This is a genomic window from Streptomyces sp. NPDC029151, assembly GCF_055564315.1.
In genome coordinates this window covers 117177-130489 of sequence record NZ_JBVHWQ010000009.1, presented here as the reverse complement: position 1 = coordinate 130489, position 13313 = coordinate 117177, and the positions used below count along the sequence as shown (strand labels likewise).

Genomic DNA, 13313 nt, shown 5'->3' with positions numbered 1-13313 from the left:
CGGGCGACGGTGCCTGTCTGCCAGACCCCGCGACCCCGGCAAGATCCGGAAGAGAGGCCCTAGGGGCCCCAAGACCCCCTACCTCACCCGGACGGTGACCGTCCACTCCTCGATGCCCTTGCAGGAGACCCGGCCCGGCGCGGTGGGCTGGGCGCACAGGGGGCGGGACGAGGTGAGCTTCACGGTGCCGGCGGCCACCGCCCGGTAGGCGGCGGTGGCGTCACCCGGCTGGAGGACGAAGCCCGCGTTGACGGCCTCCAGTCCCGTGCCGCTCGCGGTGACCGGCTTCCAGGGGCGGGCCTTGGTGCCGTCCAGCGTCAGCCGGACCTCGCCGCCCCTGGTGACGCAGACGGTACGGCCGTGGGCGGCGGCCGTCAGCTCCGCGTGGGCCGTGCAGTCGCCGGCCGAGCGGCCGGGCGCGGGGGTGGTCCCGCCGCGCGGCGGCACCGACACCTTGCCCGCGCTGCCGGTGTCCTGCTGGGAGCCGCAGCCCGCGAGGAGCAGCGCTGCCGCCGCGAGGGCGAGGGGCGTCGTACGGCGCATGGTTCCGCCTTTCTGCCGGGGTGCTGGTACGGGTGTGACGTACCACCGGCGTGCGCGGATCCCTTGCCGGGGCCTACGCCCAGAGCTGGCCCTGGAGCGTCTCGATGGCCTCCTCCGTGGTGGCCGCGGTGTAGACGCCGGTGGAGAGGTACTTCCAGCCGCCGTCGGCCACGACGAAGACGATGTCGGCGCTCTCGCCCGCCTTGACGGCCTTCCTGCCGACGCCGATCGCCGCGTGCAGGGCGGCGCCGGTGGAGACGCCCGCGAAGATGCCCTCCTGCTGGAGGAGTTCGCGGGTGCGGGTGACCGCGTCGGCCGAGCCGACCGAGAAGCGGGTGGTGAGGACGGAGGCGTCGTACAGCTCGGGGACGAAGCCCTCGTCGAGGTTGCGCAGGCCGTAGACCAGGTCGTCGTAGCGCGGCTCGGCGGCGACGATCCTCACGTCCGGCTTGTGCTCGCGCAGGTAGCGGCCGACGCCCATGAGGGTGCCGGTGGTGCCGAGGCCGGCCACGAAGTGGGTGATCGAGGGCAGGTCGGCGAGGATCTCCGGGCCGGTGGTGGCGTAGTGGGCGCCCGCGTTGTCCGGGTTGCCGTACTGGTAGAGCATCACCCAGTCGGGGTGCTCGGCGGCCAGTTCCTTGGCCATGCGCACGGCGGTGTTGGAGCCGCCGGCGGCCGGTGAGGGGATGATCTCGGCGCCCCACATGCCGAGCAGGTCCCGGCGCTCCTGCGAGGTGTTCTCCGGCATCACGCACACCATGCGGTAGCCCTTGAGCTTGGCCGCCATGGCGAGGGAGATGCCGGTGTTGCCGGAGGTGGGTTCCAGGATGGTGCAGCCCGGGGTGAGCCGGCCGTCCTTCTCCGCCTGCTCGATCATGTGCAGGGCGGGGCGGTCCTTGACGGAGCCGGTGGGGTTGCGGTCCTCCAGCTTGGCCCAGATCCGGACGTCCGGGGACGGCGAGAGCCGCGGCAGGCGCACCAGGGGGGTGTTGCCCACCGCGGCCAGCGGGGAGTCGTAGCGCATCGCTGCTCAGCGGCCGATCAGCGCATGCCGCCGGCGACGGCCGGCAGGATCGTCACGCTGTCGCCGTCGGACAGCTTGGTGCCGATGCCGTCCAGGAAGCGGACGTCCTCGTCGTTGAGGTAGACGTTGACGAAGCGGCGCAGCTGGTCGCCGTCCACGATGCGGGCCTGGATGCCCGCGTGCCGGGTTTCGAGGTCGGCGAACAGCTCGGCGAGGGTGTCCCCGGTGCCCTCCACCGCCTTCTGACCGTCGGTGTACGGGCGGAGGATGGTCGGGATGCGGACCTCGATGGCCATGATTGCGGGCTCCTGTCGGAAAGGGTTCGGGTCTGAGCACACGGCGGCGCGCCGCGGCCCACGGCCGTACGGCGGCAGGGAACGTCAACAGATGGCGCTGTTCAGCCTGCACAGGTCGACGTGCAGCCGGGCCACGAGCAGCACGCTCGGCACCTTGTCGCTCACGTCGTTCAGAACCATGGGTTCATCGTATCGATTCCCGGTCCGGATCCCGGAGTGTGATCTCGCATCGTGGATGTTCGCCGACCGCATCACGGTCAGTACGCCTCGACGACCCTGACCTCCTCCTCGGTGACCTGGCCGTCCACGATCCGGAAGGAGCGGAACTGGAACTCGCCGAGGCCGTCGGTGTCGGCGGTGGAGACCAGGACGTAGTGGGCGCCGGGCTCGTTGGCGTAGGAGATGTCGGTGCGCGAGGGGTAGGCCTCGGTGGCGGTGTGCGAGTGGTAGACGACCACCGGGTCCTCGTCGCGGTCGTCCAGCTCGCGGTAGAGCTTCAGCAGGTCGCCCGAGTCGAACTCGTAGAAGGTGGGCGACATCGCCGCGTTCAGCATGGGGATGAAGCGCTCGGGGCGGTCCGCGCCCGCCGGGCCCGCCACCACGCCGCACGCCTCGTCGGGGTGGTCCTTGCGCGCGTGGGCGACGATCTGGTCGTACAGGGCCTGGGTGATGGTCAGCATGGGGGTCAGGATAAGCAGAGGGGCCGTCCCGTACCGAGGGACGGTACGGAACGGCCCACATGCCGGACGTCCTGAGCGGCAGCCGCCGGGGGCGCCACGAGAGCTCCCGGCGGCCGGACGTCCTTTCCGGAGGGTCCGGGGCTCCGGACGGGACGTCCGGAGGGGCTGGGTCAGCGCTTGCGGAAGGCCGCGGCCTCCGGGTTGCGGCGCTTGAGCACCAGGTAGGCGGCACCGAGGATCAGCGCCCACAGCGGGGCACAGTACAGGGAGACCCGGGCGTCCTTGTCGATGCCCATCATCACGATCACCATGCCGATGAAGGCGAGCGCGAACCAGCTGGTCCACGGCGCGCCCGGGGCGCGGAACTCCGAGCGGGGCAGCTCGCCGCGGTCGGACTTGGCGCGGTAGCGGATCTGGCAGAGCAGGATGACGATCCAGGCCCACATGCCGGAGATGGTCGCGAAGGACACCACGTAGTCGAACGCCTTGCCCGGCCACTGGTAGTTGATCCAGACGCCGACCAGCATCAGCGCGGCGGAGAACGTCGTGCCGACGAGCGGGGTGCCGCTGCGGGTCAGCCGGGTGAAGAACTTCGGGCCCTGGCTGTTGAGCGCGAGGTCGCGCAGCATGCGGCCGGTGGAGTACATGCCGGAGTTGCAGGAAGACAGCGCCGCGGTGAGCACGACGAAGTTCACGATGCCGGCGCCGGCGGCCAGGCCCATCTTCTGGAACGCGGCCACGAAGGGGCTGACGCCCGGGTGGAAGTTGGTCCACGGCACGACCGACAGGATCATGATCAGCGCGCCGACGTAGAAGACGGCGATGCGCCACGGCACGGTGTTGATCGCCTTGGGCAGCACGGTCTTCGGGTCCTTGGACTCGCCCGCGGTCACACCGACCAGCTCGACGGCGAGGAAGGCGAACATGACCATCTGGAGGGTCATCAGCGTGTTGCCGACACCGTGCGGGAAGAAGCCGCCGTCGCTCCACAGGTGGCTGACGGAGGCGGTGTCGCCGGCGTCGGAGAAGCCGATGGTGAGGATGCCGGCGCAGATCAGGATCATGCCGATGATGGCGGTGACCTTGACCATGGAGAACCAGAACTCCAGCTCGCCGAAGAGCTTCACGGAGATCAGGTTGGCGCCGTACAGGACGATCGTGAAGACCAGGGCCGACACCCACTGCGGGATGTCCCACCAGTACGTCATGTAGGCGGCCGCCGCCGTGACCTCGGTGATGCCCGTGACCACCCAGAACAGCCAGTACGTCCATCCGGTCACGAAACCGGCGAACGGGCCGATGAACTCGCGCGCGTACTCCGAGAAGGAGCCCGACACCGGGCGGTACATCAGCAGTTCGCCGAGGGCCCGCATGATGAAGAAGATGACGAGGCCCGCGATGGCGTACGCCAGGATCAGGCTCGGTCCCGCCTTGGAGATACCCTTGCCCGCGCCGAGGAAGAGGCCGGTGCCGATGGCACCGCCGATGGCGATCATCTGGATCTGCCGGGCCCCGAGCCCGCGCTGGTAACCCTCGCCCTCGCCGTCCTCCGCACGCACGGCCTCATTGCCGTCGCGGTGCTGATCGACCTGCGCTGAGGTCATGTGTGGTGCGCCTTTCTCCATGCCGACCCGGGCCTGTCGTCGGCCTCGGATCGGGTCTCGATCCCCCCGGATGATGGAGCTGTCTGCCTGGCCGACGGTCGTCGGCTCGGTGGCGCACCCGGCCGAACATGGGTGGTGTTGGCCGGGCGGTCGTGAAGATTTATCACGGCCGCAATACTGATCACAGAGGAGGGGTGTGGCGCATCCCACAGGTAAAAGCGGACAAAGAGCGCCCGAATGCGCCAAAACAGGCCACAAAGGTGACGGGATCGTTATCCGGATTTGAGCGTCCTCTGAGCGAACGCCGGAACGAGGCGAATCCGGAACCTCTAGGACATAAGGGTCGACACCAGGGTCTCCTGGAGTCCGCCCAGCCACAGATAGGCCAGCACCATGGGCTTGCGCGGGTCCTCCTCCGGGAGCCGGTAGAGCAGGTCGGTGTCGTCCTCGTCGGTGATGTCCAGCCGGGCTCCGATCGCCAGCCGGAGGTCGTTGAGGGCGCCGAGCCACTGCCGGGACTCCTCCGGGGACAGCTTGAGCACCGCCCCGCCCTCGTCGACGGGGGCGAGCGCGTCCAGCGAGCGGATCACGCCGAGCGCGTTGTCCCGCTTGCCGGCCCGCAGGTCGTTCTCGGTGTAGCGGCGGAACTCGGCGGAGTGCGCCCGCCGCTCCTCGGCCTCGGCCGGGGAGGCCGGGGAGCGCTCCGGGTCGCTGTAGGCGTCCGGGAAGAGCCGTCGCAGGACCGGGTCGGCGGGCGGCTCGCTGGGGCCCTCGGCGAACAGCTCGGCGAGCGGGTCGTCCGGGGCGTCGGCACCCGGGCCGGGGCCGATCAGTTCCAGCAACTGGACGGCCAGCGACCGGATGATGGAGATCTCGACGTCGTCGAGCGCGACGGCCGCGCCGCCGCCGGGGAGCGGTTCGAAGTGTCCGGGCATCGGGGTGCGTTTACTTCCGGTCCTGCTGGAGGGTGGCCCACAGACCGTAGCCGTGCATCGCCTGCACGTCGCGCTCCATCTCCTCGCGGCTCCCGCTGGAGACGACCGCCCGGCCCTTGTGGTGGACGTCGAGCATGAGCTTGGTGGCCTTGTCCTTGGAGTAGCCGAAGTACGTCTGGAAGACGTACGTCACGTAGCTCATGAGGTTGACCGGGTCGTTGTGCACGATCGTGACCCAGGGGACGTCGGGCTCGGGTACGGCGAAGGTCTCCTCCGCCGACTCGGTGCGTTCGATCTCTACGGGCGCGGGTGACGTCACACAGCCATGCTGCCATGGTCCCCATAAATCGTCACACCGACGAAAAGGGAGTACGATCCTTGGTCATGAACACAGCGGACCTTGGGCTGCCGGTGGACGTTCCCTCGACAGCGCTCTTCACGGACCAGTACGAGCTGACCATGCTGCGCGCCGCCCTGAAGGCCGGTACGGCCGAACGGCGGAGCGTGTTCGAGGTCTTCACCCGGCGGCTGCCGGACGGACGCCGCTACGGCGTGGTGGCCGGCACCGGCCGCGTCCTGGACGCGGTGGAGAACTTCCGCTTCGACACCGGCGTCCTCGGCTTCCTGCGCGAGCGGGACATCGTCGACGAGCAGACCCTGCAGTGGCTCGCCGACTACCGCTTCGGCGGGGACATCTGGGGCTACCCGGAGGGCGAGGTGTACTTCCCCGGCTCGCCGATCATGCGCGTCGAGGGCACCTTCGCCGAGTGCGTGCTGCTGGAGACGGTGATCCTCTCCATCCTCAACCACGACTCCGCGATCGCCGCGGCCGCCTCCCGGATGGCCTCCGCGGCCGGTGACCGCCCCCTGATCGAGATGGGCGCCCGCCGCACCCACGAGCTCGCCGCCGTGGCCGCCGCCCGCGCCGCCTACGTCGGCGGCTTCGCCACCACCTCCGACCTCGCGGCGGGGTTCCGCTACGGCATCCCGACCGTCGGCACCTCCGCGCACGCCTTCACCCTCCTCCACGACCGCGAGCGGGACGCCTTCCAGGCCCAGGTCGAGACCCTGGGCCGGGGCACCACGCTCCTGGTGGACACCTACGACGTCACCGAGGCCGTCCGTACGGCGGTGGAGGTGGCCGGCCCCGAGCTGGGCGCCGTCCGCATCGACTCCGGCGACCTGCTGCTGGTGGCCCACCGGGTGCGGCAGCAGCTCGACGAGCTGGGGGCGACGAACACGAAGATCGTCGTGACCTCCGACCTGGACGAGTACGCCATCGCCTCGCTGGCCGCCGCGCCCGTGGACGCGTACGGCGTGGGCACCCAGCTGGTGACCGGCTCCGGGCACCCGACCTCCTCCATGGTCTACAAGCTCGTCGCCCGCGCCGAGTCCGCCGACCCGAAGGCCGCGCTGCTGCCGGTGGCGAAGAAGTCCAGCGGCGGCAAGGCGTCCGTCGGCGGGCGCAAGTGGGCGGCGCGCCGGCTGGACGCCGACGGGGTCGCGGAGGCCGAGGTCGTCGGCACCGGGCCGGTCCCCGCCGAGCTGGCCGACCGGCAGCTGCTGGTGCAGCTGGTCAAGGGCGGCGAGGTGGTCGCCCGCGAGCCGCTGGACGTGACCCGGGACCGGCACATCGCGGCCCGTGCGAACCTGCCGCTGTCCGCGACCCAGCTGTCCAGGGGGGAACCCGTCATTCCGACGGAGTACGTCACCGGGCGCTCGGGTAGCTAGAGCGGGACCACCGTCCGCCCTCGACCGCCCCCTCCCGCACGGGCCCGGAAGTCTCTAGGCTCAGTTACTTCACTCTCAGTCGAAGGACACCCACCATGCGCCGCGCCTTGATCGTCGTAGACGTGCAGAACGACTTCTGCGAGGGGGGCAGTCTCGCGGTGGCCGGCGGTGCCGACGTGGCCGCCGCCATCACCGAGCTGATCGGCCAGGCGGCGGGCACCGGGTACCGGCATGTGGTGGCCACCCGCGACCACCACATCGCGCCCGGCGGCCACTTCGCGGACAACCCCGACTACGTCCGCTCCTGGCCGGCGCACTGCGTCGCGGGCACGGAGGGCGTGGGCTTCCACCCGAACTTCGCCCCCGCGGTCGCCTCCGGCGCCGTGGACGCCGTGTTCGACAAGGGCGCCTACTCGGCCGCCTACAGCGGCTTCGAGGGAGCCGACGAGAACGGCGTCCGCCTCGCCGACTGGCTCCGCGCCCGCGAGATCACCGAGGTGGACGTGGTGGGCATCGCCACGGACCACTGCGTCCGGGCCACCGCGCTGGACGCCGCGAGCGAGGGCTTCCGCACCCAGGTCCTCCTGGACCTCACGGCGGGCGTGGCCCCGGACACGACCGAGCGGGCCCTGGAGGAGCTGCGCCAGGCGGGCGTGGAGCTGACGGGCAAGCCCGTGGTGAGCGGCTAGGGCCTACGGGACCACCGCGGACCTGCGCAGCAGGGCGCGGATCGGGTGCCACAGCTCGTTCACGATGACACCGTTGTCCGCGGGGGCCGTGCGCCATATCAGCCCGTCGGGGTGGTGCAGGACCGCCGTGATCTCGTCCGGCGTCGGGGGCGCGGCGTTGCCCCGCAGGTAGATCGCCCGCAGGCCCAGGTTGCGCAGCCTGGTCAGGGCGCGGGCGCGGTTCTGGGCGTGCACGAGCACCCGCACCCCGGCGGGGTCGTACGGCAGGTTCAGCGCGACGACCACCGTGCCGTTCGGCAGTTTGCAGAAGCCTCCTGCGGCCATGCGGTCACATCCCCGTTCCGGTCGGTGTCAATAAGCGGTCCACAGGACGCACCTAAACACGACCGGCGGCAGCCCGCCAAGGGGCTGCCGCCGATACGCTTGTGACCTGCGGTTTCAGTGACTACTTGACCGCGGGGCCGACCTTGAGCTGGATCGTGGAGCCGTCCTTGGCCTCCTTGACGATCGTGATCTTGGTGTTGGTGTCAGTGACCTTCACACCGCCCGTCGGGTTCGACGGGTCGTAGTAGGTGCCGGTGTGGTCGTTGAAGACCGGAACACCCTTCGAGCCCTTGATCTTCAGCGCGACGTCCGCCTTGTGCAGCGTGATGCCGTCCGTGGCGTACAGGCTGAACGGCGAGTCGTAGGCCTGGACGCGGTTGCGCAGCAGCGTGCCGTCGGCCCACTTCAGTGCCTTGAAGTGCGAGTCGACCGGCAGGATCAGACCGGTGCCCGGGTGGCCGTTGGTGCTGTTGGTGTTGTTGTCCGCCTGGGAGGTGTCCCACTTCCAGATCAGCAGGCCGTTCTGGTACGGGTAGTGCTCCACCCAGTCCGGACGCGACGCGAAGCCGAAGTTGTACGGGCCGGTCTTCAGCGTCTTGTCGTACGACACGTACTGGCGGTTCTCGGCGATGTAGTACTGCTGGTAGTCCTTGGTGAAGGACGCGCCGATGCGGGAGAACCCGGCCGCGGTCCAACCGGCGTCCGCGCTCTCGGCGTTGTCGGAGAACAGCGGGGTGCCGTCGGCGGTCACGGTGATCTCGTCGGCCGTGAAGCCGTTCTCCGCGACACCGCCGTCGGTGGCGTAGCGGAAGCGCAGGTCGATCTTCTTGCCCGCGTAGGCGTCGAGCGGGAACGACAGCTTCTTGTGCGTCTGCGAGAAGCCGGTCAGCGCAGGCTTGCCGCTGGCGTCCTTCGGCAGGGCCTGGCCGTCCGCCGTGCCGTCCAGGGCGGTCCAGTTGGCGCCGCCGTCGGTCGAGACCTCGGTGTAGACGTAGTCGTAGCCGGCCTCGGTGGCCCACCAGCCGTCCAGGTCCAGCTTCGCCGACGTCTTGCCGGTCAGGTCCACGGAACGGGTCAGCGTGTTCTTCAGGTCGTTGCCGCTGCCGCTCCACCACTGGGTCGAGCCCTGCGCCGGCTCGGTGATGGTGGTGGTGACCGCCTTGTCCGGCAGGTTCACCACGAGGGCCTGCTTGTCCCACGTGTTGTACTCGGCGGGGCCCAGCTTGTGCGTGGACTGCTTGCCGGCCTTGGCGGTGTCGTAGTTCAGCCAGCCGAGCTGGAGCTTGTCCCAGGCGTTCATGTCGCCCGGCAGGTCGCCGATGGACTCCTTGCCGGTGCCCAGCCAGGAGCCGGAGGACATCAGGGTCCAGAAGCCGGTGGAGTTGTCGCCGCCGGCGGTGTCGTACTCGTCCGGCAGACCGAGGTCGTGGCCGTACTCGTGGGCGTAGACGCCGAGGCCGCCGTTCTCCGGCTGGATGGTGTAGTCGCCGACCCAGATACCGGTGTCGCCGACCTGCGTGCCGCCGAGCTTGTTGTTCTCGGGGCCGGTGGCGCCGGCGTCGGTGCCGAAGGCGTACCAGCGGTGGGCCCAGATCGCGTCCTTGCCCTGCGCGCCGCCGCCGGCGGACTCGTCCTCACCGGCGTGCACGATCTGGAAGTGGTCGACGTAGCCGTCCGGCTCGTTGAAGTTGCCGTCGCCGTCGTAGTCGTACCGGTCCCACTGGTCGTACTTGGCGAGGTCCTTCTTGATGTCGGCGTCGGTCCGGCCGGCCTTCTTCTGCTGGGCGACCCAGGCGTTCAGACCGTCGGTGACGACGTTCCACACGCTCGGGCAGTTGGTCGATCCGCAGGCGTTGTTGCCGTAACGGGCCTCGTTGTAGGGGACCTTGACCCAGTCGGTGACCTCACCGGAGACGGAGTAGCGGCCCGAGGACTGCTTCTCGTAGTACTTCTTCAGCGACTCGGTCTTCTTGCCGGTGCCGAAGTAGAGGTCCTGGTAGTGCTTCTTGCCGTAGTCCTTCTGCCAGGCCGTGGAGTTGTCCTTCTTGCGGTCCGGCTTGGCGATCGTGTTGTGCAGCGGGCCGGGGGTGCCACCGAACTTGGGGTCGGTCTGGTTCCCGAACTCCACCAGGATGGTGAAGATCTTGTCGGTCTTCTCGCGGCTCAGCTCGACGAACTTGCTCTGGCCCTTGCGGCTCTTGAGCTTGACGACCTTGGAGCCGTTGCGCTCCTGTGCGGTGGCCTTGCCCGATATGAGCTGCTTCAGGGCCTCTTCGCGCTGGGCCTCCTGGGTCTTGCTCAGCGGGCCGTCCAGGTTGTGCTTCTGCTGCTTCACCGGGGCCGGGTCGTGCCGGTTGGCGGCAGCGGTCCGGGCCTGGGTGCTCGCTTCGGCGACGGCGAAGGTGGCGAACGTGGCGGAGGCCGCCGCGAGCGTCACGCCGATGGCGGCCGCTCTGAACGTCCAGGATCTGCTGGTCACTTGAGTTCCTCCCCCGCGTCGCGCGCACGGACAGGGGGTTCCGGGTCATGGAGGGATCCGTGCGCGCACGATCAACGCGTGTAGTCAAGTGACGACATTTGACTAGAGGTTTAGCGGAAAAGACAGACCTTGACTTGAGCAGGACAAGTGCACTATGCGGAGGAGACGTTCGCTTTACGGACACGTGCCCACCAGGCAACGAACGTCGGGCACAACCCGTTCGACCGGGGGATGCCTCCGTGCGCCCCCTGTGCACCGGTACTGTGGGTTAGGCCATGCTTACCCGGCGTCCGGCTCGGGCATGCAGGCCAAGAGAGTCGAACGGCACGCCCCCATCGTCCGAACACTGCCGAGGACACGATTGCCATGCCTCGTCCGACCGCCGCACAGCTCGCCTACGGTTCCTGCACCGTGATCTTCTCGACGCTCGCCATGCTGCTGCTGTCCCAGACGAGTTCGGGCCCCGGCATCACCGTCATCGCCCTCGCGGCCCTCGCGCTGGGCCTGCTGGTCGCCCTGACCGTCCCCTCCCCCGGGACGCGCACGGCTCCGGCGCCCACCGAACCCGCGACGGACGAGCAACGGGTCCCCACGACCCTCTGACACGGCGGGGCGACGCCCGCACGCCGTCCATCAACGGGTTGCGACCACCACCGTCTTGGCCGCCTTGTCGTGCAGACCCTGCTTGTACGGCGTGTCGAAGAAACTCCATCCGCCCGAGACGGCCGTCCAGAAGCAGGCGCAGCAGAAGGCGAAGGGCATCCACAGCACCAGCGCGCGGCTCAGCGAGGCCTGCACGGAGGGGGTGGCTCCGTTCTCCAGGTTGGCCACGCGCATGCCGAGCCACTTCTTGCCGAGGGTCTGTCCCGACCTGCTGGTCAGAACGGTGTCGTAGGCGACGTAGAACGCGGCCGTGACGAAGGCCCGGGCGAGGTTTCTGCCGACCTCCATGCGGTCGTCGACCCTGTAGGAACTCAGGCCGAGCGCCCACATGACCAGTGCGGCGACGATGCCGACCAGGATCATGTCGATGATGCGCGCGAGCGTCCGCCTGCCGCTGTCGGCGAGCGGGGGCATGCCGGCCAGCGGGTCGGCGGGGTAGTCGCCGTACGGGTCACCGCCGTAGGGGGGCGGCTGGGCGCCACCGTGGGGAGGCGGCTGGGCGCCGCCGTACGGGGCGTCGTACGGCGAACCCGCCCCCTGGTCCGACGGGGGCCGCTTCCTGAGGGGGTCGTCCTCCGGGGGCTGCTCTCCGGAGCCGGGGGGCGGTGCGCTGCTCATGGCCCGAGTGGAACCCGAACCTCCCGGCTCCGCATCCGGCAGACGGCCGGACGGAGTACCCCCCGATCAGCCCGCGACGAAGGTGCGGGCCGCCTTGTCGTGCCAGCACTGGCGCCAGGGCCGGTCGAACAGGCACCACAGCACGCCCACGATCCCGACGCCCAGCAGCCCCGGCACGCCGAACACCAGCCAGCGGCGCAGCGCCGGGCCGAACGTCGGGGGCTCGTGCGCCTCGATGTCCCGTACCTGGAGACCGCACAGCTTCTTGCCGAGGGTGCGGCCCCACTTGACGGTGGGCAGCACCTCGTACAGGACACCGGCCACGAGCAGCACGGCGAGGACGATGCCGAGGCTGGTGCCGGTCGTGCCGTCGAGCAGCCAGACCGTGACCTCGTGGCCGGAGACCCTGGCCGCGTCGATCTTCTCCTGGACGTGGTCCACGGCCCGGACGCCGAGCGGGACCGCCGCGGCGGCCGTGATCGCGCCGATGGCCAGCAGGTCGATCAGCCGCGCCGCCAGCCGTCTGCCGAGTCCGGCGGGACGGGCGGCGGCCTGCCGGCGGGCGGCGGCCTGGAAGAGGTCCTCCACCGGCGGCTTCCACGGCGCGACGGGCAGCTCGTCACCGCCGCCGGCCAGCTGGTGCACCTGCTGCGCCCAGGACGCCTGCCCGCCGCCGGGGCCGCTGGTGAGGGGGGTGGCGGGAGCGGCGGCCTGCTGCGGCACCGAGGGGGCGGCGGGGGCGGCCGGGGACGGCTGCGGTGCCGGGGGTGACGCGGGCGCCGGCGCGGCGGCACGGGCGGCGGCGGCCTTCCCGGCGGCGAAGCCGGAGTTCGCGGGCGTGCCGACGGGTCCCTGCGGGCCGAAGCCGGCCGGGCCGCCGCTCTCCGTGCCGGACGGCACCGGGCGGATGGTCATCGTGCCGTCGTCGGTACGGGCGGCTGCCGCCGGGCCGGGGATCGGGCGCCGGAAGACGAACGTGCCGGGGTCCGGGGCCTCGTCCTCCGCCGGGGGGATCGCCGCGGTGCCGTCGGTACGGCTGGTGGCCTGCCCGTCGGCCGGCCCCGGCGCGTCCACCGGCACCCGGGGATCGACGCCCCGGCCACCGGCCCCCTGCACCGGCTGACCGGGAAGACCGGGCCGTGCCGGCTGGCCCGGCCGGCTCCACTGCGCGCCCTGCGCCGCCGGACCGGCCTGCGCGGACGGACCCGCCTGGTTCCACTGGCCGGCGGCCTGACCCGCGGCGCCCCGCGGGCCCGCGCCGTCCTGCCGGTCCGGGCCCGGTGGGTCCTCGTCGAAGAAGTGGGGGCCCGTTTCCTCGACGGCGGCCGGGGCGGGGGCGGGGCGGACGCCGGGGGGCGGGGTGAGCGGTTCGCCGTCCTTCGGCGCCGGGCGGCTGGTGCCGGGCACCCAGGAGGCGCCGTTCCAGTACCGGACGTAGCCGGGGATGGACGGGTCCGGGTAGTAGCCCTCACGGGGCCGGTCGTCACCTGGGGCCGGGGTTGGGGCGCTCATGTCCGTCGTCCCGTATCTGCTCGGGGGTGGGATGGGGGCCTCCACATCTATCAGACCGGGGCAGCCCGCAGCGCCAGTCCCGTCGTACCCACCCCTTTCCGGGCAACGCCGTACCGGGGTCTCCCCCGTCCGCGGAAAAGTTCCCCCGAACCCGCGTAACGCCCCGGCCCCCGCCCCCTCTCCCCCGGTACGGGCCCGGTCCGAGCGGCCCCGAC

The 13313-nt window shown here is 70.8% G+C and carries 15 protein-coding genes; 3 read left to right on the top strand and 12 right to left on the bottom strand.

All coding sequences use genetic code 11. The features are described 5' to 3' along the window. Nucleotides 1–78: 78 nt before the first annotated feature. From ACZ4VF_RS29635 to clpS, 8 genes are all read right to left on the bottom strand, one after another. Nucleotides 79–543 (bottom strand): hypothetical protein, encoded by a 465-nt coding sequence (locus tag ACZ4VF_RS29635; RefSeq protein ID WP_467929797.1) that lies wholly within the window; start codon nt 541–543, stop codon nt 79–81. 73 nt (nt 544–616) lie between these two features. After that, the gene (locus ACZ4VF_RS29630; RefSeq protein ID WP_467929795.1) at nt 617–1567 is read right to left on the bottom strand and encodes a PLP-dependent cysteine synthase family protein; all 951 of its coding nucleotides are present in this window, start codon (nt 1565–1567) and stop codon (nt 617–619) included. 17 nt (nt 1568–1584) lie between these two features. Further along, a complete protein-coding gene (locus tag ACZ4VF_RS29625) occupies nt 1585–1863 on the bottom strand; it encodes a MoaD/ThiS family protein (RefSeq protein ID WP_467929794.1) in 279 nt (92 codons plus the stop codon). 84 nt (nt 1864–1947) lie between these two features. Further along, on the bottom strand, nt 1948–2043 hold the full coding sequence (locus ACZ4VF_RS29620) for a putative leader peptide (RefSeq protein ID WP_467929793.1): 96 nt from the start codon (nt 2041–2043) through the stop codon (nt 1948–1950). Between the two features lie 77 nt (nt 2044–2120). After that, nucleotides 2121–2543 (bottom strand): M67 family metallopeptidase, encoded by a 423-nt coding sequence (locus ACZ4VF_RS29615; protein ID WP_467929791.1) that lies wholly within the window; start codon nt 2541–2543, stop codon nt 2121–2123. Between the two features lie 170 nt (nt 2544–2713). After that, nucleotides 2714–4147, bottom strand: coding sequence for an amino acid permease (locus ACZ4VF_RS29610; protein ID WP_467929790.1), 1434 nt, complete (start codon nt 4145–4147; stop codon nt 2714–2716). Nucleotides 4148–4476: 329 nt separating this feature from the next. Beyond that, nucleotides 4477–5082 carry a DUF2017 domain-containing protein gene (locus tag ACZ4VF_RS29605; RefSeq protein ID WP_467929789.1) on the bottom strand — a complete coding sequence of 202 codons (606 nt, stop codon included), beginning with the start codon at nt 5080–5082 and terminating at the stop codon, nt 4477–4479. Between the two features lie 10 nt (nt 5083–5092). Continuing rightward, the gene (clpS, locus tag ACZ4VF_RS29600; protein ID WP_467929788.1) at nt 5093–5401 is read right to left on the bottom strand and encodes an ATP-dependent Clp protease adapter ClpS; all 309 of its coding nucleotides are present in this window, start codon (nt 5399–5401) and stop codon (nt 5093–5095) included. 65 nt (nt 5402–5466) lie between these two features. Between clpS and ACZ4VF_RS29595 the strand changes: the two genes are divergently transcribed. Next, on the top strand, nt 5467–6813 hold the full coding sequence (locus ACZ4VF_RS29595) for a nicotinate phosphoribosyltransferase (protein WP_467929786.1): 1347 nt from the start codon (nt 5467–5469) through the stop codon (nt 6811–6813). Between the two features lie 95 nt (nt 6814–6908). Next, complete coding sequence (locus tag ACZ4VF_RS29590; protein ID WP_467929785.1) at nt 6909–7502, top strand: isochorismatase family protein; 594 nt, start codon at nt 6909–6911, stop codon at nt 7500–7502. A 3-nt stretch (nt 7503–7505) separates the two neighbouring features. Here the strand turns inward: ACZ4VF_RS29590 and ACZ4VF_RS29585 are convergent, their stop codons facing one another. Both ACZ4VF_RS29585 and ACZ4VF_RS29580 read right to left on the bottom strand, forming a co-directional pair. Then, entirely contained in the window at nt 7506–7826 is a 321-nt protein-coding gene (locus ACZ4VF_RS29585; RefSeq protein ID WP_467929784.1) for a hypothetical protein, read from the bottom strand. A 121-nt stretch (nt 7827–7947) separates the two neighbouring features. After that, on the bottom strand, nt 7948–10305 hold the full coding sequence (locus ACZ4VF_RS29580) for an immune inhibitor A domain-containing protein (protein WP_467929783.1): 2358 nt from the start codon (nt 10303–10305) through the stop codon (nt 7948–7950). A 366-nt stretch (nt 10306–10671) separates the two neighbouring features. Between ACZ4VF_RS29580 and ACZ4VF_RS29575 the strand changes: the two genes are divergently transcribed. Then, a complete protein-coding gene (locus tag ACZ4VF_RS29575; RefSeq protein WP_467929781.1) occupies nt 10672–10908 on the top strand; it encodes a hypothetical protein in 237 nt (78 codons plus the stop codon). A gap of 30 nt (nt 10909–10938) precedes the next feature. Here the strand turns inward: ACZ4VF_RS29575 and ACZ4VF_RS29570 are convergent, their stop codons facing one another. Continuing rightward, entirely contained in the window at nt 10939–11586 is a 648-nt protein-coding gene (locus ACZ4VF_RS29570) for an RDD family protein (RefSeq protein WP_467929780.1), read from the bottom strand. A 66-nt stretch (nt 11587–11652) separates the two neighbouring features. Then, on the bottom strand, nt 11653–13098 hold the full coding sequence (locus tag ACZ4VF_RS29565) for an RDD family protein (RefSeq protein WP_467929779.1): 1446 nt from the start codon (nt 13096–13098) through the stop codon (nt 11653–11655). Between the last annotated feature and the right edge of the window lie 215 nt (nt 13099–13313).

What these genes read in the sequence shown, in the direction of transcription:
- ACZ4VF_RS29610 (WP_467929790.1), bottom strand. Translation starts at nt 4,147, where the DNA reads ATGACCTCAGCGCAGGTCGATCAGCACCGCGACGGCAATGAGGCCGTG.
- ACZ4VF_RS29590 (WP_467929785.1), top strand. Translation starts at nt 6,909, where the DNA reads ATGCGCCGCGCCTTGATCGTCGTAGACGTGCAGAACGACTTCTGCGAG.
- ACZ4VF_RS29615 (WP_467929791.1), bottom strand. Translation starts at nt 2,543, where the DNA reads ATGCTGACCATCACCCAGGCCCTGTACGACCAGATCGTCGCCCACGCG.
- ACZ4VF_RS29620 (WP_467929793.1), bottom strand. Translation starts at nt 2,043, where the DNA reads ATGGTTCTGAACGACGTGAGCGACAAGGTGCCGAGCGTGCTGCTCGTG.
- ACZ4VF_RS29565 (WP_467929779.1), bottom strand. Translation starts at nt 13,098, where the DNA reads ATGAGCGCCCCAACCCCGGCCCCAGGTGACGACCGGCCCCGTGAGGGC.
- ACZ4VF_RS29635 (WP_467929797.1), bottom strand. Translation starts at nt 543, where the DNA reads ATGCGCCGTACGACGCCCCTCGCCCTCGCGGCGGCAGCGCTGCTCCTC.
- ACZ4VF_RS29585 (WP_467929784.1), bottom strand. Translation starts at nt 7,826, where the DNA reads ATGGCCGCAGGAGGCTTCTGCAAACTGCCGAACGGCACGGTGGTCGTC.
- ACZ4VF_RS29570 (WP_467929780.1), bottom strand. Translation starts at nt 11,586, where the DNA reads ATGAGCAGCGCACCGCCCCCCGGCTCCGGAGAGCAGCCCCCGGAGGAC.
- ACZ4VF_RS29605 (WP_467929789.1), bottom strand. Translation starts at nt 5,082, where the DNA reads ATGCCCGGACACTTCGAACCGCTCCCCGGCGGCGGCGCGGCCGTCGCG.
- ACZ4VF_RS29630 (WP_467929795.1), bottom strand. Translation starts at nt 1,567, where the DNA reads ATGCGCTACGACTCCCCGCTGGCCGCGGTGGGCAACACCCCCCTGGTG.
- ACZ4VF_RS29575 (WP_467929781.1), top strand. Translation starts at nt 10,672, where the DNA reads ATGCCTCGTCCGACCGCCGCACAGCTCGCCTACGGTTCCTGCACCGTG.
- ACZ4VF_RS29595 (WP_467929786.1), top strand. Translation starts at nt 5,467, where the DNA reads ATGAACACAGCGGACCTTGGGCTGCCGGTGGACGTTCCCTCGACAGCG.
- ACZ4VF_RS29625 (WP_467929794.1), bottom strand. Translation starts at nt 1,863, where the DNA reads ATGGCCATCGAGGTCCGCATCCCGACCATCCTCCGCCCGTACACCGAC.